General features: G+C 59.8%; 17 protein-coding genes. 10 read left to right on the forward strand and 7 right to left on the reverse strand.

Annotation, left to right across the window (positions count from 1 at the left end; translation table 11 throughout):
- Positions 1–54: 54 nt before the first annotated feature.
- Positions 55–774 (reverse strand): GntR family transcriptional regulator, encoded by a 720-nt coding sequence (locus ACSSVG_RS22950; protein ID WP_492416536.1) that lies wholly within the window; start codon positions 772–774, stop codon positions 55–57.
- A gap of 301 nt (positions 775–1,075) precedes the next feature.
- Between ACSSVG_RS22950 and ACSSVG_RS22955 the strand changes: the two genes are divergently transcribed.
- The 4 genes from ACSSVG_RS22955 to ACSSVG_RS22970 all read left to right on the forward strand — a co-directional run bounded on the left by ACSSVG_RS22955 (position 1,076) and on the right by ACSSVG_RS22970 (position 5,238).
- The gene (locus ACSSVG_RS22955; RefSeq protein ID WP_492416537.1) at positions 1,076–2,680 is read left to right on the forward strand and encodes a sugar ABC transporter ATP-binding protein; all 1,605 of its coding nucleotides are present in this window, start codon (positions 1,076–1,078) and stop codon (positions 2,678–2,680) included.
- Positions 2,677–3,669, forward strand: coding sequence for an ABC transporter permease (locus ACSSVG_RS22960; protein ID WP_285241556.1), 993 nt, complete (start codon positions 2,677–2,679; stop codon positions 3,667–3,669). The genes ACSSVG_RS22955 and ACSSVG_RS22960 overlap by 4 nt, the downstream gene beginning before the upstream one ends.
- Entirely contained in the window at positions 3,666–4,685 is a 1,020-nt protein-coding gene (locus ACSSVG_RS22965; RefSeq protein ID WP_285241555.1) for an ABC transporter permease, read from the forward strand. The genes ACSSVG_RS22960 and ACSSVG_RS22965 overlap by 4 nt, the downstream gene beginning before the upstream one ends.
- A gap of 88 nt (positions 4,686–4,773) precedes the next feature.
- Positions 4,774–5,238 carry a carboxymuconolactone decarboxylase family protein gene (locus ACSSVG_RS22970; protein WP_492416540.1) on the forward strand — a complete coding sequence of 155 codons (465 nt, stop codon included), beginning with the start codon at positions 4,774–4,776 and terminating at the stop codon, positions 5,236–5,238.
- Positions 5,239–5,571: 333 nt separating this feature from the next.
- On the opposite strand, the gene ACSSVG_RS22975 is transcribed toward ACSSVG_RS22970, so the two are convergent.
- The 3 genes from ACSSVG_RS22975 to ACSSVG_RS22985 form a co-directional block, all read right to left on the reverse strand.
- The gene (locus ACSSVG_RS22975; RefSeq protein WP_492416542.1) at positions 5,572–6,735 is read right to left on the reverse strand and encodes an iron-containing alcohol dehydrogenase; all 1,164 of its coding nucleotides are present in this window, start codon (positions 6,733–6,735) and stop codon (positions 5,572–5,574) included.
- Between the two features lie 123 nt (positions 6,736–6,858).
- Positions 6,859–8,418, reverse strand: coding sequence for an FAD-binding protein (locus ACSSVG_RS22980; RefSeq protein ID WP_492416544.1), 1,560 nt, complete (start codon positions 8,416–8,418; stop codon positions 6,859–6,861).
- Positions 8,419–8,544: 126 nt separating this feature from the next.
- A complete protein-coding gene (locus tag ACSSVG_RS22985; protein WP_492416546.1) occupies positions 8,545–9,864 on the reverse strand; it encodes an ABC transporter substrate-binding protein in 1,320 nt (439 codons plus the stop codon).
- 178 nt (positions 9,865–10,042) lie between these two features.
- Here ACSSVG_RS22985 and ahlD point away from each other — a divergent pair, with 178 nt between their 5' ends.
- Positions 10,043–10,864, forward strand: a complete 822-nt coding sequence (ahlD, locus tag ACSSVG_RS22990; RefSeq protein ID WP_492416547.1) for an N-acyl homoserine lactonase AhlD — start codon at positions 10,043–10,045, stop codon at positions 10,862–10,864.
- A gap of 432 nt (positions 10,865–11,296) precedes the next feature.
- Here the strand turns inward: ahlD and ACSSVG_RS22995 are convergent, their stop codons facing one another.
- Together ACSSVG_RS22995 and ACSSVG_RS23000 are read right to left on the reverse strand one after the other, a co-directional pair.
- On the reverse strand, positions 11,297–12,352 hold the full coding sequence (locus ACSSVG_RS22995) for a LacI family DNA-binding transcriptional regulator (protein WP_429329633.1): 1,056 nt from the start codon (positions 12,350–12,352) through the stop codon (positions 11,297–11,299).
- Between the two features lie 21 nt (positions 12,353–12,373).
- Complete coding sequence (locus tag ACSSVG_RS23000) at positions 12,374–13,606, reverse strand: Gfo/Idh/MocA family protein (RefSeq protein ID WP_492416549.1); 1,233 nt, start codon at positions 13,604–13,606, stop codon at positions 12,374–12,376.
- Positions 13,607–13,760: 154 nt separating this feature from the next.
- Here ACSSVG_RS23000 and ACSSVG_RS23005 point away from each other — a divergent pair, with 154 nt between their 5' ends.
- From ACSSVG_RS23005 to ACSSVG_RS23025, 5 genes are all read left to right on the forward strand, one after another.
- Complete coding sequence (locus ACSSVG_RS23005) at positions 13,761–14,705, forward strand: carbohydrate ABC transporter permease (RefSeq protein WP_429329631.1); 945 nt, start codon at positions 13,761–13,763, stop codon at positions 14,703–14,705.
- Between the two features lie 12 nt (positions 14,706–14,717).
- Positions 14,718–15,620: a carbohydrate ABC transporter permease gene (locus tag ACSSVG_RS23010; RefSeq protein ID WP_429329630.1), complete on the forward strand. Its 903-nt coding sequence runs from the start codon at positions 14,718–14,720 to the stop codon at positions 15,618–15,620.
- 72 nt (positions 15,621–15,692) lie between these two features.
- Positions 15,693–17,036: an ABC transporter substrate-binding protein gene (locus ACSSVG_RS23015; RefSeq protein ID WP_492416552.1), complete on the forward strand. Its 1,344-nt coding sequence runs from the start codon at positions 15,693–15,695 to the stop codon at positions 17,034–17,036.
- The gene (locus ACSSVG_RS23020) at positions 17,020–17,205 is read left to right on the forward strand and encodes a hypothetical protein (protein WP_492419289.1); all 186 of its coding nucleotides are present in this window, start codon (positions 17,020–17,022) and stop codon (positions 17,203–17,205) included. The genes ACSSVG_RS23015 and ACSSVG_RS23020 overlap by 17 nt, the downstream gene beginning before the upstream one ends.
- Before the next feature lie 153 nt (positions 17,206–17,358).
- On the forward strand, positions 17,359–19,551 hold the full coding sequence (locus tag ACSSVG_RS23025; protein ID WP_492416554.1) for an alpha-galactosidase: 2,193 nt from the start codon (positions 17,359–17,361) through the stop codon (positions 19,549–19,551).
- A 1,188-nt stretch (positions 19,552–20,739) separates the two neighbouring features.
- Here ACSSVG_RS23025 and ACSSVG_RS23030 read toward each other — a convergent pair.
- The gene (locus ACSSVG_RS23030; protein WP_492416556.1) at positions 20,740–22,200 is read right to left on the reverse strand and encodes an MFS transporter; all 1,461 of its coding nucleotides are present in this window, start codon (positions 22,198–22,200) and stop codon (positions 20,740–20,742) included.
- Positions 22,201–22,367: the final 167 nt, after the last annotated feature.

Here is a 22,367-nt window from a genome sequence, read left to right on the forward strand (position 1 = left end):
CGGCCCCTACTCCCCGACTGCAGCGAAGCGGGAACTGACAGTGCCCGGAAAGAACTAACTTGCCCCCACGGCCGAGTGCCCGCTGGGCGCACCTTCGGCATCCGTAGTGGTGAAACTGGCAAGCGCAATATCACCGGCGTTCTTAACGTGGGCACGGCACAGCCTGCTGGCTTCATCAGCATCTCGGCTACGGACCGCCTGAACGATCTCGTCCAACTCAGCCACCGTCTGGTCAAATCGACCGGGAGAGGACAGGGTCATCCTACGCAGCATGGTTACGCGATTGTTCAGCTGCTGGAGCATCTGGGCGAGTACATGGTTTCCGGACCCGGCGAAGAGAACTTCGTAGAACCCGTTCTTCGCCTGGAGTACGTTGATTTGGTTGGCAGCAATGTCCGACTCATGGAGAGTTCGAACAGAGGCTGCGAGTTTGTCGATTTCGGCGTCTGACGCCTTGAGCGTGAAACAATACGCGAGGTGCCCTTCGATGAGCCCCCTCGCCTCATAAATTTCACGGGCGTCTTCTTCGGTGATCACCGCAACTGACGGGCCCTTGTGGACCACGTTGGTTATCAGCCCCTCGGCCTCCAATTGCTTCAGCGCTTCCCTTAGGAGGGTACGACTAACACCGAGCCTGTCGCAGAGGTCCCGTTCGATCAGCTTTTGCCCGGGCGTGAAGGCGCCGTACAAGATAGCGTCCCGCAGCGTGTTTTCGGCCAGTTTCCGCAGCGACATGTCGTCGCGCTGCAGCCTCAAACCCAGTGGTGACTCCATGGCAGCCTCCCCTCCCGTCGTGAATATGCCTTGACTTAGGGTACTACGAGCACGGCCGAAGTGGCCATAATGACTGGCGATCGGATTGTCCGACACATCATCGCGTCACGTTCTCCCGGATCAACCTTCTCCCACCCCAAAAAGTCTATTGCCCTAACGACATCCCGCTCCTATACTCAAGCAAAGAGTTGTTTTGTATGACAAAAATGCATTGGGACAATCGTACTGGGCAGTTTCTGGTGTGATCTGCACTCCATCCCGAGGAGGGGATGGAGCAGATACCGACCGTAAGGACAAAATAATGGTCAATGAAGACCTGAACCTCGATTCGGCCCCGAGTGCAGTGGTGGCCGACTATCACGAGACAGCAGTAGCAATCCACGACGTGAAGAAGTCCTTCGGGGAGACTCAGGCCCTGCGAGGAGCGAGCTTCTCCGCGCGTGCTGGGGAAATCCACGCGATTGTCGGTGAGAACGGCAGCGGGAAAAGCACGCTGGCGAAAATCATGTCCGGCATCGTTCTACCCGACGAAGGATCCGTGGACATCCATGGGCACCACGTGTCGAGTCCCGCCGAAGCACTCAAGACCGGCGTCGCGACCGTATTCCAAGAAGTCCTCGTCGCAGAAGGCGCCAGTATTTCGGACAACGTTTTCATCGGATCACAGGGCGTATGGCGCTCCCGCATGTCCAGGAGCGAGCAGCACCGACGGGCAACCGATGTGCTGGAGCAGCTTATGGGCCATTCCGTCGACGCCTCGGCATTGGTGGAAACTCTGAGTCTTGCAGACCGGCAATGGGTCACCATTGCGCGCGCCCTTGTCCGTTCCCCGAGAGTAGTGATCTTCGATGAATCCACCGCGGCGCTCGACCTATCGGGGGCCGCACGGCTTTACGCCCAAATGGAGCGGCTCCGTTCCGAAGGTGTCTGCGTCGTGATTGTTACTCACCGTATCGCTGAGCTCACGACTTTCGCCGACAGTGCAACGGTTCTGCGCGACGGAATCGACGTCGGGATCCTCAGAGGCAGCGAGATCACCGAATCCCGCCTCATTGAACTCATGACCGGCGTCAAGGAGCGGAGCGGCCTGGCACCTCAATCGCGCAGGCTCTCCAAAGGCGGAACTGCAGATATCGTCCTTCAAGCTGCCGGCCTCGTGGCAACGCAGGGAGCACGGCCTTCGGACTTTGTGCTGCACAGTGGTGAGATCGTCGGCTTTGCCGGGCTGGATGGTCAAGGTCAGGCCGAGTTCCTCCAAACCCTCACGGGCGTTCGACAAGCGATCAACGGCGAAGTTACCGCTGTTGCCAGGACCGGCGCAGCACACCCCATCAGCAACCTGGCAGAGGCTATAGCTGCGAACGTCTCCTACATTTCAGGAGATCGACGCAAGGAGGGAATTTTCCCGAATCTCAGCATTATCGAGAATTTTGGAATGCCGTTATACCGTCATCACCGCCGTGCCGGCGTCATCGACAGGACTGCCATCTCCGCCCGCTTTGATGCCATGTCCAAAACCTTGAAGCTTCGGGCAGGCGCACCGTCGAATCCCATCACCTCCCTCAGCGGCGGTAATCAGCAAAAGGTCCTCATCGGTCGGGAACTGGCTCAAGATCCGCAGGTTGTTGCCCTCAACGATCCCGCAAGGGGAGTCGACATCAGCACAAAGCGTGAACTGTATGCCCAGTTGGAGCATCTCGCCCTGGAAGGCGCCGGGATCATTTATCTCTCTACTGAGATCGATGAACTCATCGGGCTCTGCGACCGTGTCGCTGTTTTCCGCGACGGCGCACTCCTTGGTTGGGTGACGGGTGACAACATCACGTCCGACCGCGTTCTTGCCGGAATGTTCGGGCACCTTGAAGCAGACTTCGACGTCGAGAAAGCACTGGTGGAGCAGCAATGAAACAACAAAGCCGATTCGGCAGGTTCACCAGCAAATCTGCCTACGCATTCGCCGCGTGGGGTTTGCTTGCCGTCCTTCTCATCGTGTGCGCGGTTCGCGCGCCTTACCTCTTCACCGCCAGCGGAATCGGTGGGCTGCTCGTCTCGGCCGTACCTCTGGTCCTTGTGGTGATGGGAATTACCGTCACGGCTCTGGTTGGCAGCGGCGTCGATCTGTCCGCAGGTCCGCTGATGATCTTCGTCAATGTCACCCTTGTCAAAGTCCTCTTCGACCAACAGATAGGGTCACCCGTTGCTGTCATCGCATGGGCACTTGGCATTGGAGTCTTGATACAAATCATCCAGGCCATCGTCATTACGGTTGCTCGCATCGAACCTGTGATCGTGACTCTGAGTGCATTCCTGGCACTGTCCGGGATCAACCTGGTCATCCTTGCACAGCCGGGCGGACAAGCTCCGAGATGGCTCGCTGAATGGGGATCCGGCAGGTCGATACTCGCCCCAATGACGATAGTTCTGATCACGGCAATATTGGGTTGGTGGGCATTCACCAGGACCCAACTGTTCACGAACCTCAGGCTCGTCGGGTCGAACCAGCGCACCGCGTTCGTCAGCGGAGTACCCGTAACAATGATCCGCGTCGTCGCCCACGGTATTTCCGGGTTGCTGATTGGTGCGGGCGGCCTGGCCTACACCGGTCAAATAGCATCGGGAAACCCCACCCAAGGAGGCACCTACACACTCGCAGCGATCACGGCCCTGGTGCTTGGAGGCATCAGCCTTGCGGGTGGCCGAGGCGGCGTATTGGGCTCCATTCCCGGGGCCATAGCCGTCACCCTTATCTCATTCACTCTGACCACGTTCTCGCTGGGGTCATTGGCTTCATTCGTTGTGCAACTCTCATACGGCCTCATCCTGGTCGCAGCACTTCTGATCAGCGTGATAATCCCATCACTGTGGCGCAAGCGCCAGGAGGTAAAGGCATCATGACAACCGTCAAAGCGCAGCAACGCACCATCCGGGTACCGCTGCTATCCAAGGCTTCGGGGCAAAAGAACGTCATCCTCGGGCTCATCATGCTGGCGGCATTACTTGCCGTCGGAGCGGCCACAGTACAAGGTTTCCTCTCTGGCTCGAATGTTCGCTCCATGCTGCTACTCGGCGCATTCCTTGGACTGGCATCGGTTGGGCAGACTCTCTGCGCGTTGCTCGGCGGGCTTGACCTTTCCATTCCCTACTTAATCGGTTCGGCCAACATCGGGACCCTCTACATGATCAGCTCTGGAGTACCGGCAGGCATGGCGATCGTGATAACTCTTGTTCTCGGCATCGTCGTCGGCACGATAAACGGCCTCATAAGTCTCCATCTCCAGAATCAAGCTCTCATCGTGACGCTGGGTGTTGGATTCGCCACGGTGGGGGCAACGCAGGTTCTAACCAGCGCAGGCGCATCGAATGCCGGGGGCACGAGCGGTGTAGTACCCGATTGGCTCGCCAACATTTCCTCGCTGAGCGGAGAAACGCTGGGTCTCCCTGTACCTCCAGTCATCCTCATTTGGCTTGTTCTCGCCGCTGCCCTGATCTTCATCATGCGTTCAACGTGGTTTGGTCGGAGCACCTACGCCTTAGGTGGAAACCGCTCAGCTGCGCGGCTCATGCTCATCTCGGAACCGCGCAGGTGGGTCACTGTCTACGCGCTTAGCGGCCTCTTCTCGGGAGCCACAGGAATACTCCTGCTCGGCTTCACTGGTGGAGCGTTCGTGCGTGTGGGCGACCCCTACCTGTTCCTCACCGTGGCCGCAGTTGCCGTGGGCGGAACCTCCTTGCTTGGCGGCAGGGGCGGATATGGCAGCACTCTCGTCGGCGTGCTCGTCCTGATCGCTTTGACCTCGCTCTTGGTGGGCTACGGCCTGAACAACAACGCCCAACAATTTGTACTCGGCCTACTGATCGTGCCTCTCGTCGGCTTCTATGCGCGCAATCCCCACATCCGACAGCAAATCTAGCGCCCGACACCCAACTCAACTTTCTGCCCCGGGGAACTCCGGCAGTGGCGCCGCTCCCCGGGATCGACTGAATACATGAAGGACCGAAATGACTAACCAGTATGAAGCAGACGAACACAGCGAACTATGGAATGACGGAATTAAGGTACGCCGGGAGGTTCTCGGAGATTCATACGTCACTAGTTCCCTCGAGCGCACAGCCGGAACCGAAAGTGAAGCCCTTCAGACCCACATCACCGAAACAGTATGGGGTGCCGTGTGGACGCGACCCGGCCTTGACCGTCGAAGCCGAAGCCTCCTGAATATCGGCATGTTGGTCGCGCTCAACCAGCACCATGAACTTTCTGTACATGTCCGGGGTGGCCTGCGGAACGGTTTAAAACCAAGCGAGATCGTAGAGTCAATCGTCCAGGCCACAGCCTATTGCGGTGCGCCTGCCGGACTCGCAGCGATGCGCGTCGTCCAGGAAACGCTCAATGAAGTTGCCCGCTCCGCCGACGTCGACGAAGTCACAGGCGCCGATGCTGACGCCGAAGAGATCAAGGCCATATAAGGCCCGCACGGTGTCATGATCTCCATCGATCGACAGTACGCTCAAGCCCGGCTGGGAACTCCGCCGGGCTTTTGCGTGCCCTTGCGCGCTTCCCAATGAGGCCCCTAGTCGCTTGGCGCTGCGGCGGACCGTGCCAAAGCAACCGGCTAACCAACGGACAGTCTGGCCGTATGCCGGCTGATGCAACCTCCTGTTGACGTTAAAGAGGTCGGTCGCCGCGGCCCCAATTATTTGGGGGTCGCGACGACCGACGGGAACTGCTGATTGCGAGCCTGGGCATCTGTTGCGAGGCACGAAGGAGGACCCCGTGTTCTCAGCTTTATACGCTGCTCGCTAATAGGCCTTCTGTAAGAGCTCCCTTACATCGTCGGCTGATACCGGTCGCGGTGCTTGACGAATGACAGCTTCCGCCTCGCCCATCGTCGCGCGAACAACGTTTTCCAACGCCTCCGGGCTCAGACCAAATTCACGGATTTGCCGCGGTACTCCCAGCTTGTCGAAGAGTAGCTCCAGCTCCTCAGGAGCCGACATCGCGTTCGTTGCTCCTCTTGCCCCTGCCATCTCGGTGGCCATCGTGGCCTGTTGGCTTGCGGTCGCTTCAGCGTAGAACCGCATAACGTGAGGCAGCGTGATGCAGGACGTTACGCCGTGAGGAACGCCGGCCGCACCCAACTGGTGGCCTATGGCATGGGATAACCCAACTGGTACGTTGTGAACTCCGACCAGTGACATCCAGGCCGCCTGCTGGCAGCGCAGAGCCGCTTCGTAGTCATGAGGGTCAGACGCCGTCAGGGGAAGATCCTCGGCCAGGGTGCGGAGAGCCGCAGTGCACAGAGCGGTGGTGAACGGGTGCGCATTCGTGGCATAAGCAATTTCGACCGCATGGTCGATGGCCCTGACACCGGTTGTGATCCACAATTTCCTGGGAGTTAGGGCGCACAGCTCCGGATCCAGCACAACAATCCTGGGTGTAAGGGCGAGGTACCTGGTCAGTTCCTTGGTGTTGGTCGTGTCGTCGACAAAGGCGGCAACGCCATTCCACTCTGCCGCCGATAAGGTCGTAGGCACCGCGATGACAGGAAGCGGGATACCTTGCAGCTCCGGCAGCCCGTGGGAAATGCTGTAGCGCAGGAAGTCCTGCTCCGAATGAATACCCTCCCCCACTCCCAAGGCGGTGAGTTTTGCTGCGTCAACAGCGGAGCCTCCGCCTATGCCTACCACGACGTCGGCATGTGCGTTCTGAGCAATCTCCACAAGCTCAGCCAGTCGCTTGACTGGGTTATGGGCCTCGACCCTGCTGTAAACCGCTACGGCTCTGGCTCCCAGCACACTGACGAGATCATCGAATTGTTGGGTGGCGCTGATGGACTTGCCTGCTATGAGAAGGGCACGTTTAAGTCCTCGCCGCTCCAGTTCGGCGGGAATTTGCTGGATAGCACCACCGCCCTCGATGACTCGTTCAATACGCGGCATGTCGAAGACACGTGGTTGACTCATTCTTTCCTCCAATAGGGATTGGCACGCCCCGTTCCCGAGGCGTGCCAGCTCCTGTTATCTAGTTTTGACCCAGCATGGGGACTTGGCGAGGTAACCCCGCGGCAGGCCTCTCACCTGCATCTTCTACCGCCTGCTTCCGGCTGCCTCAGCCGCCTTCGATGCAGCTTCGGACTCCGGCACTGCCGGGATGGCCGAGCCTTGGCTGTCTGCCGCCTCAGCAGCACGGCTGGCCGGTGGAGTCGCCGGTCCCGAAACGGAAGCGTCGCCTGATTCCAGCTCGTTCAGGTAGCTCACAGCGTTCGCCCCTGCTACTCGACCAAAGGTCATGGAGCGAATTGACGACGTCGCCGGCGGGTACTCGTGGTAGAACAATCCCGTAATTTCGCCCGCTGCGTAGAGGCCTGGGATCGGCACTCCCCCGCCGGAGATGACCCTCGCCTCGGTATCCGTCTTGAGACCACCAAAGGTGAACGTAATCCTCGCCTCAAGCGGATATCCGTAATATGGTCCGGATTCGATCCGATTCGCCCAGTTGGACTTCGGCGGGACGAGACCTTCGGTGCTCAACCCGTCAAGGATTTCGGGTTGGAATGGTCCGCCGGCGGTGGAGGCGTTGAATTCCTGAACGGTGGCTTCGAGGGCTTCCGGGCTGAGACCCAGCTTGCTTGCCAGTTCAGCCAGGGTCGCGCCCTCCTCAGGCTCCATATCGGTGGTTTCGTAAACCCAGCCTGGACGCATGCGTTCCATGACTGGCTTATCAGTGATGAAGTACGCCTTCTGGTTCTGGTTTTTCCAGACCTCGTATGCAAGGAGTTCGAAGTGGGCAAACAGGTAGTCTTCGCCCTCGTCGAAGAAGCGCTTACCGTGTTGGTTGACACAGATGCCGTAGTTGTGGCCCCAAATGACTGAGTCCGGTCGGCTGGTGCGCGAGTCGACTACCTCCGAGTGGAACATGTCGAACTGTCCAGCTGTGTCCGCCCCAATGTCCATGGCCATGCGGATACCGGCACCCTTGTTGCGGTGCAGCCCTGGAACGATTGGCTTAATGTCGACGGCGTTGTTGCCAAGGTACTGCGTCAACATTTCCGGGTTGCCTTCGAATCCACCCGATGCAATGACGACGGCCTTCGAGCTCAGCGTTCGAAGGAGCCCGTCCTTACCGCGGACCACCACGCCGTTGACACGGCCTTCGTCTGAGATGCTGAGCTTTACAGCTTCGGTTTCGTACAGGATCTCTGAATTATCAAACTTCTTGAAGTGCGCGAGGAGGTTGTTGACGATTTGAAGACCACCGCCGACAGGCCATTTGATGCTCTTGTCCGTTTCGTATTCAAGAGCAACATCGTTTTCCCAGTGCTGGTAGAGCTCCACCCCGTGGGCTTCCAGGTACTTGATGGTTCCGGGGACTTCGCGCTCGAGTGCCAGGCAGTATTCCAAGTCAGCCAGCCCCTTGGAAGTTTCCTGCACTCGGTCCTTCCAGGATTCGTCGAGCCTGCCGTCTTCGTAGACGCGAAGCCAAGCCATGGTCCAGCGGGACCCTCCGGAACGTTCGTCTTCTGCTCCGACTTCGACCAGCGCTACCCGGCCGGACCGACCTTCGTCGGCTGCTTTTTCGCAGTAGCTCAGAGCCGCGGAGGCCCCGGCAAAACCGCTACCAATTACGACCAGATCATACTCAGACATTTCTTGTGTTCTCCATCCATCATCTTTGATGTCTGTCAGCGCATCTGACAGCTTCTTGAGTTTGTTTCTCTTAGTAACTAGAGCTTCCGGTGATCAGCTATCTCCGAAGCGGAGTACGCCCGGCTTCTACGGCTTCTTCCAGGTCAAGGGATCACTTGGCTTCTCGAAGAAGGCATCAAGCTTGGTACCTGTAAGCCAGCCACCCTTGGGTTCCAACCAGCCATCGGCATTAGGGTCACAGTTCGATCCAAGCGCCTCCTTGGCTTCGTCGTAACCTATGGGAGACACGCTCAGCACTATGGACTGAATCTTGGGCCCCTGCTGCTGAAGGATGCGTACCGCCGTCTCGATGCCGAGTTCCATTTCACCCTTGGGCGGCCAAATGTTGTAGCCGGTGTCCGCGAATTCCGGATGATTCACCCAATAGCATGCAGCGCCCGTTTCTCCACCGATATTGATCGGTACCACAGGCCGGCCAGACTGCTGAAGCGCTTGCAAGGCGCCCGTAGCAGAGGCAGGCTGCGCGACAATGCCATCCAGCTGGCCCGGGTGGGTAGCCAGAAACTTCTGCACCTCGGTCTTCGTCACAGGCGCAGACCACATGCCGTTGACGGATCCCACAAGTTTGATGTCAGGGTATTCCTTGAGCGCATCCTGAACTCCGGCCTCAAAATCGATGGCATTGGTGGCTCCCGGCACACCCTGGACGTCCAAGACGTTGCCCTTGCCGCCGATCTTGTCGAAGACTGACTTAGCAAACACGCTCCCAGCCTGACGGTAGTTGGTCACGGCACTGACGGCGTAAGGCGAATCCACGTGCCCACTCCAGGCAACGAAAGGAACACCTTTTTCGTGGGCGTATTCAATTGACTGGTTGAGGGCTGTTTTTGCTGAGCAGCAAGCGATCAAAATGTCGACGCCTTGGTCAACGAGTTGCCGGATCTGCTGGTTCTGCACCGTGTCGTCGCCACCTGACTGGGCAACAATCACCTCTTTAATCAAGCCAGCCTTCTGGTACCGCGGAACCACATCGTTCATCAGGTGGTCCATGGCCGTCGTCTGCCAGGAATTTCCTGCGTACGGACTCGTATAGCCGATAGTCCACGGTGCCGGCCCCTTGGGTTGCCACCCCTCACCGTAGGGCGTTGTTCCGATCAACGCGTCAGCATTCTCATAGGCGGTCTGCGCATCAGCTGGAAGGGATGACAATGCAGACTCGGAAGACGTTGCAGCCCCCGAACCACCTGCCGGACCGAAGTCATTACCGCCGCCACAGGCAGTGAGCGCCAAGACCGCTGCCAGGGCAAAAGCCGCTCCCGTACGCATGGCCAGTTTCTTCCCTCTGTTGGGAGGAGAAACACAATCGTGGTCTTCTTTGACCATTCTGAACTCCTTAGATGTTGGCTGACAACCACTACACGTCAGCCGGCGACGGATACGCGTCAACTCGTTTGTATGAAGAACGAATGTATGACAATCATAACGAGCTGTTCCATGAGTATAGGAGTGAGGCCAGTCACGCGCAATAGCTCTCGGGTGCCCGCCGGGATCTTGAGGATTGGCCGATCGTCTGACAGTATGTCGATCGATCGCTATACGCCTTGAAGCTAGGGAATGGAGTGGCATGGAAAAAGATCAGCTGAAGGTCCGTGTACTTGAGACCGGGGTCATGGAAGCAGACATGGCCTGGCTCCTGTTGAAGCCGGGACGGATCATTGCGGACCGCAACAACAAGGAGCGTCAGCGTGAGTGGGGCGAAATCCCAACCCATGCAGTCTTGATTGAGCATCCCGAGGGTCGAATTCTTTGGGACACGGGCGTCCCCCGGGACTGGAGTTCCCGCTGGCAAGAGAGCGGCATGGATAATTACTTCCCAGTCAAGACTGAATCATCGAGTGAATCCGGATTCCTGGACTCTTCTCTTGCCCAAGTGGGTCTTGAGCCCGCCGACATAGACCTACTCATTCTTTCCCACCTGCATCTTGACCACGCGGGCAACGCTCGACTTTTCGACAACGGCAAGACCAAGATTGTCGCCAATCGTAAGGAACTGGAGGGAGTTCAGGAAATCATGGGCTCGCACCTTGGTGGGCACCTGAAGGCGGACTTCGAAGGCTTGAAGATCGATGCCATCGAGGGAGATACCGAGATTGTTCCTGGGGTTTCCGTCATAGACACTCCTGGACACACGTGGGGAACCATGTCTCTTCAGGTCGATCTCCCGGAGGACGGGACGAAGATCTTCACCTCCGACGCAGTCTACTTGCGGGACTCTTTCGGCCCACCGGCGGTAGGCGCCGCCGTCGTCTGGAATAACCTTCTCTGGCTTGAGTCGGTCGAGAAGCTCCGGCGAATCCAAGAGCGGACGAACGCCGAGATGATTTTCGGGCACGAATCCGAGCAGACGAGCCAGATACGGTGGGCGCACCAAGGTCACTACCAGTGATTCTTTATGACTTCCGATGCACCAATGGACATGATTTCGAGGCAGGCCTCACATCGATGTTTGCCGACGACCCGAATTGCCCTTCATGTTCGTCTGCCGCGAAGAGGAAACCTCCGCGCGTAGGCCTCAGTGGCCGAGTCGATCCCGGGCCATCAAAAGAGGACCGCCCACGCAGCTGGCAACAGGTCAACGGCGGAGACCCGGACACTGTCCGCGCATGGCAACGAAGCATTGAGAAACGGGAAAAACTCGAAGATCACTACGCCGAACTTGCTGGAGATAATCGGCCGGTGTTGGCGCACGAGGGTATCTTTGCCGGCCAACCCCTCAGAGTTGGAGACGACATCAATACCGCCAGGAAGAGCGTTCCAAAGCATGGTGAACCCTGACAACCAGGACGAGGCTTCCCTTGTAATTGAGCCGGATGAATTCTCAGTGACAGCCGCAGGAGGCGCGCAGGATCAGTTCAGCGGGGAAGACCTTTGTCTGAACTTCCTCTGCGGGAGGTTCCAGCAGGGCGTCCAGCGCGGCTCGGGCCATATCCGCAACCGGCTGGGCGACCGTGCTGAGCCGGGGCCATGTGTATTCAGATTCGGGTGAGCCGTCGAAGGAAAAGACCGCCATGTCCTCTGGTACACGAATGCCGCCTTCGTGAAGGGCGCACAATAGAGCAACAGCCTGCTGGTCTGAGCTGACAAAGACTGCGGTGGGACGCTCGATTCGGGCAAGCAGTTCCTGGCCGGCATAGTAACCACCCTCCCGCGTAAACGGAACCCGAAGGACAGGGCCGGGGATGAGGCCCGCGTTCTCGATACCTTGGCGCCAACCAGCCTCGCGCGTGTCCCGATCGCCGCCGGCGTTGGTACCCATGACAAGCCCAATGCGTTCATGGCCATGACCGATGAGATGCTCCACCGCCATGCGCGCTCCATCCTGGAAGGCCACACCGACGGAGCTGGCACCGTGCCCCTCCGCAGTGTGTTTCATGCTGACGGGATCGCCTGCCGTCGCAAGGTCGGTGCCGTGGTTCAGGAGGACGACGGGAATGTCGGCCAATTCGAGGTCAATCAAATCGGGCTCCAACAGTTCACTCCACAGAAACAGGCCATCCACTCTTCGTGCTGCGAAGTTCTTTATCAGTCGGCGCTCTGTTCGCAATGAAGCCTGCGAATCCGCCAATAGGAGGGTATAGCCACGCTCGGCCGCAGCGTTCTCAACGGCGCGGGCGAGCATGGCGAAAAACGGATTCATGGCATCGGGAACGATCATGGCGAGCATCTCGCTTGACCCCAAAGCGAGTGCTCTGGCTGCCGCATTGGGCCGATAGCCCAGTGCCCTGATCGCCTGCCGCACCTTCGCTGTATTCGCAGGCGAGACTGCTCTGGGCCCACCGTTGACTACATAACTGACCACGGCGCTGCTGACCCCCGCCATCCTGGCGACGTCGTCGCGCGTGATGGGCTTGGCCTGTGAAGTCGGGTGCGGCATGGCAACCATGCTAGCTGTCTTTCACTTGGCGGTTTCGCGAAGTACCGGGTTGGGCAGCTCTGCGGGGGCTTCGCCGAAGTCGGGCACGGGCAGGCGTTCACCGCCGCGCAGGGCCGATTGGTGGGCCACGATGCCGGGCAACGTGTAGCGGGCCGCTTCCCAAGCGTTTACCGGAGGGAGAGTGCCCGTATTGATGGCTGTGACGAAGTCATCAACGAGGAAGTGGTGGCTGCCCTCGTGGCCATTGGGCATGCCGCGGAACTCTGCTGGCAGCCGTTCGGCGTCGTGCACGGGCGCCATGCCGGAGATAAAGGCATCGCGAAGTGCGGGCGACACGTCGGCCAGCATGGGGTCATCGAGGTCCATGGTGGCCTGGGTCTTGAGCTGGTCACTGATGTCGGTTACTTCATGCTTGTCCTGCCAGACGCTGACCAGGGCGAGCTGTTCCATGCTTGCCTCTGTACCGAAGTAGCGGAAGCGGCTCTCGCGCAGGTGGGACGGGTACCCCACCCTGCGGAACTCGTTGATGCGCATGGACCCGCCGCCGTCGAGTTCGAACAAGGCGCTGGCGTTGGAGAAGTCGTTGCCAAACATGCTTACCTCGCGGTCAAAGACGCCATCTCCGCGCTCGTCCCGGACCCCGACGCAGCTGACACTGACGGCGTGACCGCCGGTTGCTCCGAGCACTCCGCCCACGGAGTGGGTCGGGTAGAGCATGGGCGGGTAGCTGGCTGTGGTCTTCCAGTTTTCTCCGCCACTGTACTGGTACGCGTCGTAGAAGCCGAGGTCCATGTCGTGGACGTAGTCGCCTTCGGCGTAGAAGATCCGCCCGAAGGCGCCCTCGGCGTTCTTGTTGCGGGCAAAAACGGTTGCGGGGTTGTAGTAGCTGGTCTCACCCATCATGTATGTCAACCCGGTGTCCCGGACCGCGTCGATGATTTCTGCGATCTCCGCTTCGGAGATGGCCATCGGCACGGCGGAATAGACATGCTTGCCTGCCCGCAGCGCTTGGACCACCAGGGGCCCGTGCGTCCAGCGCTGGGTGAAGATTGCCACGGCGTCGACATCGCTTTCAAGCATTGACTCGAAGCTGTCGAACGTCCCTGCCGCACCTGCGCTGAGGCTTTGGGCCTCCGCGCGCTCGGCGACGAGGTCGGTGAAGTAGATCTCTGAGATTCCGGGGTGGGCGGCGAAGAGCTTGGCAAAGACGCCAGAGAACTGTCCGGCACCAACGATTCCAATTGAAGAAGTCATGAGAAGAAGTATGGACAGGAAATCTACGCGCGTCAATATTGCCAAAAAGAGTCAACTGTGAACCCATCATTTCCGGCAGACTGTTGCCATTTCCAAAACTACGCGCGTAGAGTGGCCGTCAATTGTTGCCTGCCTCACAGGAGAGGGATCGAAGATGACCACCATCAGCAAACACCCACCCACCGCACCGCCGAAGATGCCGCAGCGTTCAAGTCCGGGCCACCGCAAGGTCAAACTACGTGACACAAAGGTCGCGCTGCTGTTTATACTTCCGGCGATGATCGGCCTCGTTGCCTTTTCACTCGTCCCCACCATCCGCGGCATCTACCTCAGCTTCACGGAATACAGCATCCTGGGTGAGCCCACTTGGGTCGGGGTGGACAATTACACCGCGATCTTCAAGGATGAACTCTTTTGGAACGCCATGGGCGTCACCCTCCAGTACGTCGCCCTCAACATTGTGTTTCAGACCGTGATCGCCTTGGGCTTGGCCCTACTGATGCACCGGGTGGCCAAATCCACCTTCATCCGAGGGGCGCTGTTGCTGCCGTTCCTGGTGGCCAACGTCATTGTCGCCCTCCTCTGGTTCTGGATGCTCGACTATCAAATCGGCATAGTCAACGAAATCATCAGCTGGATGGGTCTCCCCCGCGTCGCCTTCTTCGGCAGCGAACAATGGGCCATTCCCACCATCGCCTTCGTCAACGTCTGGCGGCACATGGGCTACACCGCGCTGCTCATCTTCGCCGGGCTCCAGGCCATCCCCCACCATGTCTACGAGGTGGCCTCCCTGGATGGAGCCTCCCCCTCCAGGACCTTTTGGAGCATCACCATGCCACTCTTGCGCCCGGTCTTGGCACTGGTCCTTGTGGTCACCGTGATCGGATCATTCCAGGTCTTCGACACCGTCGCGGTTACCACCGGCGGCGGTCCGGTCAATGCCACCCGCGTCATCCAGATGTACATCTACCAAAAAGCCTTCGGCGAATCGGACTTCGGCTATGCCTCCGCCCTGTCCGTCATTCTCTTCGTGATTCTCGCACTTGTGGCCTTCCTCCAGATGAAGTTCCTCAAGGGCAACGAATCAGATCTGGACTAAGGAACCTCAGCCATGACTACTCAAACATTTAAGGTCCGCAAGGCACTCAATTGGCGCCGTATCGGCGCTTGGATTGCCATCGTCGTCGCGCTTGTCATCACCATTTTCCCGTTCCTCTGGATGCTGCGCACCGCACTGTCCAGCAACCACTCCTTGGCGTCCAACTCCGGGAGCCTCTTACCTGCAGACTTCTCCTGGGGCGCCTTCAAGCGTGTCTTTGGAATGCAAACCACGGAGGAGGCCATCGCCGATGGAGGCTCCGGTGCAGCGATCGACTTCTGGCTGTACTTGCGCAACTCGATACTCTTCTCAACCGTGACAACCGCAGCGCAGGTCTTTTTCAGCGCTCTTGCCGCCTACGCCTTCGCCCGCCTGCGCTGGCCGGGGCGCGAGAAGGTCTTCTCGGTGTTCCTGGCCACGATGATGATCCCCGGAATCTTCACAGCACTGCCCAACTTCCTCATGATCAAGAACCTCGGGCTGCTGAATACGTTCGCCGGCATGACACTGCCGTTCCTCTTCATGTCGGCCTTCGCCATCTTCTTCCTCCGCCAGTTCTTCCTCAGCATGTCCCGCGAAGTTGAAGAAGCGGCAATGCTCGACGGCGCCAAACACCTGCGCATCTTCTTCCAGATTGTGCTTCCCAACGCCGCCGCCCCCATCGCCACACTGGCGCTGCTGACCTTCATCGGTCAGTGGAACGAATACTTCTGGCCCCTGCTGGTGGGCAACGATGAGAGCATCCGCGTCCTCACCGTGGGACTCAGCGTCTTCAAATCACAATCCCCCCAAGGCGCCCCGGACTGGTCCGGCCTCATGGCGGCCACCATCGTTGCGGCAGTGCCCATCCTCATCCTGTTCCTCGCCTTCGGCAAGAAGGTAGTCAACTCCATCGGATTCTCCGGCATCAAATAGCCTGCTGAGCCCAACCGCTTAACCTCACTTCCCCGCTCCGGGCATCCTCACGCCCTCTTCGAAAGGTCCATCATGAAAAGAACTCTTGGTGCCGTCGCTGCCGCCGCAGCCATCGCCATCTCCCTCGCCGCGTGCAGCGGCGGGTCCTCCACCACCGCAGGTGAGGCCAAGGGCGACATCAACTACTGGCTGTGGGATGCCAATCAGCTCCCCGCTTACCAGCAATGCGCGTCGGACTTCACCAAAATCAACCCGGACATTAAAGTCAAAATCACCCAGCGCGGATACGGGGACTACTGGACCACGCTGACTAACGGCTTTGTGGCCGGAAACGCCCCGGACGTCTTCGCCAACCACCTGTCCAAGTACCCCGAGTTTGCCGACAAGAAGCAACTCCTGGCCCTCGACGACGCCGTCAAGAAAGACGGCATTAAACTGGACGTCTACAATGAGGGTCTCGCTGACCTATGGGTGGGCCAGGACGGCAAACGCTACGGGCTACCCAAGGACTGGGACACCGTAGCCATGTTCTACAACAAAGCCATGACAGACGCAGCCGGGATCACCCCGGAACAAATGGCCAACCTCGATTGGAACCCCAAGGACGGTGGCAGCTACGAAAAGGCCATCGCACACCTGACCCTGGACAAGAACGGCAAGCGCGGAGACGAAGCAGGGTTCGACAAGAACAACGTAGCCACTTACGGGCTCGGCCTGGAGAGCTCAGGTACCGGCCAGGGCCAGACCCAGTGGAGCTTCCTCACCGGCACCACCGGGTGGACCCACACGGACAAAAACCCGTGGGGCACCAAATTCAACTATGACGACCCCCGATTCCAGGACACCATCAAGTGGTGGGCCGGCCTCGCAGACAAGGGCTACATGCCCAAGCTTGAAACCACCGTTGGCGCCAGCGTTTCTGATGCCTTCGGCGCCGGCAAGGCGGCCATCAACACGCAAGGCTCCTGGATGATCGGCCAGTACACCAGCTACAAAGGCATCGAAACCGGAATCGCCCCAACCCCGAAGGGACCCGACGGGAAGCGTGCCAGCATGTTCAACGGTCTGGCCGACTCCGTCTGGGCTGGCACCAAAAACCCGGCCGCGTCCGTCAAATGGGTCGAATACCTCGCCTCCGGCGCTTGCCAAGATGTAGTGGCCTCCAAGGCCGTCGTCTTCCCAGCCGTCAAGTCCTCTTCCGAAAAGGCCGCAGAAGCCTTCAAGGCCAAGGGCATCGATGTCAGCGCCTTCACCACTCAGGTGACAGACGGAACGACATTCCTCTTCCCCATCACCGAAAACGCGGCGAAGGTCGAAGGCCTCATGGGCCCCGCCATGGACGCAGTGGTGTCCGGTAAGAAGGACGCAAGCACCCTGACCGAGGCCAACGAAAAGGTCAATGCCCTCTTCAAGTAAGCATCCCGACGAAGGAGGGGCGGAACCTCCGGGCTCCGCCACTCCTTCCTTGACGACCATGCGGGACATCATCGGCGCCATGAACAACATGGAGTTCAGCACCGAAGAGCTCACGGCGATTGACGAATTCGCCGTGGAATCCGAAATCAACCTGTTGGCGCATAAGTAGCCGTCGGCGTCGTCGGGCGGGTTCAACATGGCCGCGCCGACATTGCCGGTTAACCATGGCACAACGGACATCTTGCCCAACGTCGCACGGACGGAATTGTCCCAACTGCGTTCACATCACGCCCTAAGTTCACCCTCATGAAAGGACATCATCGTGGAACCCCTCCACCTCCGATCCGCTGGCACCAGCTTGGTCATCGGCTTCGACAACCAAGAAGCCGAGGTCATCCACTGGGGCGCAGATCTCGGCGGCATCCTGCCGGACCTCGCTATCCTCACAGCGGCTATCCCGCCGTCGTCACTCGACGCCACCGTACGCACTGGCCTCCTGCCCCAGGCATCAGCTGGCTGGCGTGGACGTCCCGCCCTCCGCGGCCACCGCATCGCCGACGGCGTCTCCGGCCTTGACTTCTCGCCCCGCCTCCGCGTCGTACGCGCTGACACCGACGGCACGGCCGCTTCGATCGTGCAGTCCGATCCCGACGCCGGCCTTACCGTATCCACCGCCCTGGTACTGCACGACGGCGGCCTGCTGGAACTCCGGCACACCGTCACCAACGATGGCAGCACGCCTTACCAGCTCGATGAACTGGCGACCGTCCTGCCGGTGGCGCCGGACGCCGTCGAACTCCTTGACCTGACGGGGCGCTGGTGCCGGGAACGCCACCCGCAGCGCCGCCCCATCCAGCAGGGCACCTGGGTCCGTACCGGCCGACACGGTCGAACCGGTCACGACGCCTCGCTGCTCTTCGCAGCCGGCACCGCCGGATTCGGCAACCGCCACGGAAAGGTCTGGGCCACCCACCTGGCCTGGAGCGGCAATCACGAACAGTTCGCGGACAGCATCGGCGACGGCCGCACCATGATCGGCGGCTCGGAGCTCCTCGGCCCCGCCGAAGTCACCCTCGCACCCGGTGCCAGCTACACCACTCCGGCGCTCTTCGCCGCGTACTCGGACCGCGGCCTGGACGGCATCAGCGAGGCGTTCTACAGCTGGTTCCGGTCCCGCCCCCACCACGTGCTGCCCGCCGTGTCCAGTGGAGCCCCGGCTGGCAAGCCCCGCCCGGTGGTACTCAACGTCTGGGAAGCGGTCTACTTCGACCATGATCTGACCACCTTAATGGAGTTGGCCGAGTCCGCCGCGGAGCTTGGTGTTGAACGCTTTGTGCTCGACGACGGCTGGTTCCGCGGACGCCGTGACGACCGTGCCGGCCTAGGCGACTGGTACGTCGACGAATCACTCTGGCCCGACGGCCTCACGCCGCTGATCAATGCCGTAACGTCCCGGGGCATGGAGTTCGGCCTCTGGGTGGAACCAGAAATGGTCAACCTCGATTCCGATATCGTCCGTGCGCACCCCGAGTGGATTGTTGGCCCTTCCGCCCAGAGCTACAAGGACGGCGGACGCCTGCCACTTGAATGGAGGCAACAGCACGTCATCGACCTCGTAAACCCGGCGGCGTGGCAGTACATCTACGATCGCATTGACGCCCTTCTGAGGGACAACAATGTCAGCTACCTCAAGTGGGACCAGAACCGCGACCTGCTGGAACATGGTCATGCCGGACGCTCCTCCGTCCACGAACAGACCCTCGCCGCTTATCGGCTGTTCGACGAACTCCGCAAGGCCCATCCCGGCGTCGAAATTGAGAGCTGCTCCTCAGGTGGCGCCCGCGTTGACCTCGGAATCCTGGAACGCACAGACCGCATTTGGGGCTCGGATTGCAACGACGCCCTGGAGCGTCAGATCATCCAGCGCTGGACCGGCATGGTGGTTCCACCGGAGTTGGTTGGCGCGCACATTGGACCCACCACGTCACACACCACCGCGCGCACGCACGACCTGTCCTTCCGGGCCATCACTGCCCTGTTCGGGCACTTCGGCATGGAATGGGACGTCCGCTCCGTCACCGGGGCGGAACGTGAGGAACTCAAACGCTTCATCGGGCTCTACAAGGAACACCGCGGTCTTATCCACAGTGGACGAATGGTGCGCGCCGATGTACCGGACGAGTCGCTGATGCTGCACGGCGTAGTAGCCCCCAGCGGCACCGCCGAGGGCACGACGGCGGGGCTCTTCGCCTTGGTCAGCGCACGCACGGCGGCCGCTGAACAGCCAGGCCGGATCTCCGTCCCGGGGTTGGAGCTGACCCGGGAGTACCGCGTGGAGGCCATCTTCCCGGCCTCTGGTGACGCGGACTATTCGCATGCGTTTACCCAGGTCCGGCCTCCGGCATGGCTAGCGGAAGGCGCGGTTGCAAACGGGCTGTTCCTGGCCGAGGTTGGGTTACCTATGCCCGCCCTCAACCCGGAACACGCACTGCTGCTCGAAGTAACCGCACTTTAAACAGCGCACAGGGGCGGCCCCGCCGTTTCCATCGCTCTTGGCGGAGGTGGAATCGGCGGGGCGGTCCCGTGAGTCAACTAGGACGTGGACAACCTCACTACACCCGAAAGCACGCGGCCGACCGTTGCCGACATCTCGCCTCGAAATGACCCTGCACATGCAGAGCGCTTCCGAATCCGCGTCATGTCGCTACTGCAACTCACATTCATGAATGGAAGGAGGCCCAAGGAGGCAAGAATCAATGGCTGCGATCAGACGCAATAAAGAAGATTTAAGTGTGGACAATGTCCACACCCCCTTTGGCCTGACAAAGCGTCCGCCAGCCACGTGTGTTCAGCCTAGGAACGAGTCGATATCGAAAATCTCTGTCGAAGGATCCCTATGGTCATGTTGCGCTCAGTCCCCCTACCCATGAAGAGGTGTAGGCCAACCCTGACCTAACTGACCAACGAAGAAAGGAGACGTATAACCCCAGATCACAGCCAGCGGAGGGCCCACAAGCCACGACCCTGAACCCGCTCCCCCACAACCAAACAGGCGACCCGCGGCGCCAGGCACACACCGCGGCCAGTGTCAGAGGACCTGACCAGCCAGAATGTAAACACGTTAAAGCAAAAACCCCCTCTGACGAGGGGGTATGCCGTGCCCGAGGTGGGACTCGAACGGGATTCCAGGCCTTAGAAATACTGGGAAGTGGCGGAAACATGCGGAATCCGAGCCGATTCGGCGGCAATACGGCCCAGTCCGAAGCGAGGAGTGTGGACAATGTCCACACCTTCTTTTTTGCTCGCAGAGCACCGAAAAACGGGGACTTACCGCGTCTCTGCGCACTCAAAGCCTGCGCCAGAGAGTCGGTGCCGCCGCCTCTGCAGATTGCCTGCTGGACGGTAGCTCTCAGTGCACGCGAGCCGCCGGTCAGGATGAGGCACCGACCTTTAAGGCCTGACTTCCGCCGGCCGTTATGACAACTCAAAACGCGACGACACTTAACCCGCCAGAACGATGAATAGCTCGACACGGTATCTGCACCTCCTTCATCGATTACATGGCGGAGACGACACCGAGCATCATGACAAGACCCCCGGCTGGGCCGATGACAGAAGGTCCGTTATTGGATGGTACGAACGAAAGCAGTATTAGCGAAGGTTGCGTTCGATAGGTTCGCTGGTCGACGCACCACCGGGCGGCCTAGCCACGAGAAATCGCCGATCCGTCCTTTGCCGGCATCTTGAGCGTATTGCTCTCGTTGTCACCTGCAGGCATGGTGATAATGGCGACAACGGTCAGTACGGCGCTGACCAGTACGGCGATGAAGACAGCAGCTGACGCCGACACGATCGTCTGGGGATCGGACTCCCCGGCTGGAACACGCGCATAGATCGAATTGGCCACTGCCCCGAAAACGGCGACACCGACAGAGCTGCCGATCGACCGTGCAAATAGATTAGTACCGGTAACTACGCCCCGCTCGTTCCAATCGACGCTGGTCTGCGCGGCAATCAGGCTAGGCGTCGCTACCAGCCCCAGCCCGAGCCCGACGACGAAGCACCCCGTTGCCACCACCAAGACGTTGGGTGCAGCGGCGGTCAGCGCAAGGAAAGCTGTGCCGATGACCGTGACCGAGATGCCCAGCAGGGCCGTTTTCCGGAATCCGATGCGGAAATAGAAGCGGCCCGCTTGCGACGCGCTGATTGGCCAACCGACGGTCAGTGCTGCCAACGCGAGCCCGGCCAGTATCGGGGAGGTTTTAGCGGCACCCTCAAGGAAGGTGGGAACGTAGGAGGTGAGGCCGAACATGACCGCACCGACGCCAGCAGAGGTTAACGCGGTCGTTGCGAGCAAACGGCGGGACACAACCCATCCAGGCAAAATCGGCTCCGCGGAGCTCCGTTCTGCGAGTATGAACGTGGCCAACAGCAGGGCGCCGGCGGCAAAGATGGCCAGGCTGATGAACGAGTCCCACGCCCACGTTTGGCCACCCCCAAGCGCGCCAAGAATGAGCAGGCTCAGCGCCAACGTCAGCAGTATCGCCCCTAAATAGTCGACCCTATGCTTGGTACGCTCGATACTCTCGTGGAACGATCGAATCAGCATCCACCCAGCCAAGAGGCAAAGCGGGATGTTCACCAGAAAAATCCCACGCCAGATGCCGAACGAGGCGAATACGCCCCCCAGGGTGGGGCCAACAACCGACGAAAGTGCCCAAACACTAGCAAGGTAGCCCTGGACCTTAGCCCTCTCAGCCACGGAGTAGATATCTCCGACGACAGTCATGGACATCGGCAGCACGGCTCCCGCCCCTAGGCCTTGAAGCACACGGAATGCAATGAGCGCAGGCATGCTCCACGCCACTCCGCAGAGGATTGAACCGAGAAGGAAGAGTCCAATGCCACTAAGAAGTACCGGCTTACGGCCAACGACGTCCGAAAGCTTCGCGTAGACCGGCACGGAAACGGCCTGCGCCAAAAGATAGGCGGAAAAAAGCCACGGAAAGGAGGTGAAGCCGCCAATGTCGTCCACAATCGAGGGGACGGCCGTCGCAACAATTGTCGAATCAATTGCCACCAGGCCCGTCGAAAGCATCAATGCTATAAGGATGGGGCCGCGCCGCGACCGAAAGCCCACACCCTCAGCAGTCACTGCCGTCATATGAATTCGTTCCTTTCCCACGGCAGATGTTTGCCCAGAATTAATGTCGTTCATCGGAGCTCATCACATCGATGAAGTCGAAGTACTCAATTAGGCTAATGGCTTGCTGCAGGGGCGAGATATGGTTTTCTACGTCAACAACGCCAGAATGTGCGCCACTTCGAGGC

This window comes from Paenarthrobacter sp. E2MeOHC11 (genome assembly GCF_058744955.1).

What these genes read in the sequence shown, in the direction of transcription:
- ACSSVG_RS23030 (WP_492416556.1), bottom strand. Translation starts at nt 22,200, where the DNA reads ATGACGGCAGTGACTGCTGAGGGTGTGGGCTTTCGGTCGCGGCGCGGC.
- ACSSVG_RS22970 (WP_492416540.1), top strand. Translation starts at nt 4,774, where the DNA reads ATGACTAACCAGTATGAAGCAGACGAACACAGCGAACTATGGAATGAC.
- ACSSVG_RS23010 (WP_429329630.1), top strand. Translation starts at nt 14,718, where the DNA reads ATGACTACTCAAACATTTAAGGTCCGCAAGGCACTCAATTGGCGCCGT.
- ACSSVG_RS22955 (WP_492416537.1), top strand. Translation starts at nt 1,076, where the DNA reads ATGGTCAATGAAGACCTGAACCTCGATTCGGCCCCGAGTGCAGTGGTG.
- ACSSVG_RS23020 (WP_492419289.1), top strand. Translation starts at nt 17,020, where the DNA reads ATGCCCTCTTCAAGTAAGCATCCCGACGAAGGAGGGGCGGAACCTCCG.
- ACSSVG_RS22975 (WP_492416542.1), bottom strand. Translation starts at nt 6,735, where the DNA reads ATGAGTCAACCACGTGTCTTCGACATGCCGCGTATTGAACGAGTCATC.
- ACSSVG_RS22960 (WP_285241556.1), top strand. Translation starts at nt 2,677, where the DNA reads ATGAAACAACAAAGCCGATTCGGCAGGTTCACCAGCAAATCTGCCTAC.
- ACSSVG_RS22965 (WP_285241555.1), top strand. Translation starts at nt 3,666, where the DNA reads ATGACAACCGTCAAAGCGCAGCAACGCACCATCCGGGTACCGCTGCTA.
- ACSSVG_RS22950 (WP_492416536.1), bottom strand. Translation starts at nt 774, where the DNA reads ATGGAGTCACCACTGGGTTTGAGGCTGCAGCGCGACGACATGTCGCTG.
- ACSSVG_RS22980 (WP_492416544.1), bottom strand. Translation starts at nt 8,418, where the DNA reads ATGTCTGAGTATGATCTGGTCGTAATTGGTAGCGGTTTTGCCGGGGCC.
- ACSSVG_RS23005 (WP_429329631.1), top strand. Translation starts at nt 13,761, where the DNA reads ATGACCACCATCAGCAAACACCCACCCACCGCACCGCCGAAGATGCCG.
- ACSSVG_RS23015 (WP_492416552.1), top strand. Translation starts at nt 15,693, where the DNA reads ATGAAAAGAACTCTTGGTGCCGTCGCTGCCGCCGCAGCCATCGCCATC.
- ACSSVG_RS23000 (WP_492416549.1), bottom strand. Translation starts at nt 13,606, where the DNA reads ATGACTTCTTCAATTGGAATCGTTGGTGCCGGACAGTTCTCTGGCGTC.
- ACSSVG_RS22995 (WP_429329633.1), bottom strand. Translation starts at nt 12,352, where the DNA reads ATGCCGCACCCGACTTCACAGGCCAAGCCCATCACGCGCGACGACGTC.
- ahlD (WP_492416547.1), top strand. Translation starts at nt 10,043, where the DNA reads ATGGAAAAAGATCAGCTGAAGGTCCGTGTACTTGAGACCGGGGTCATG.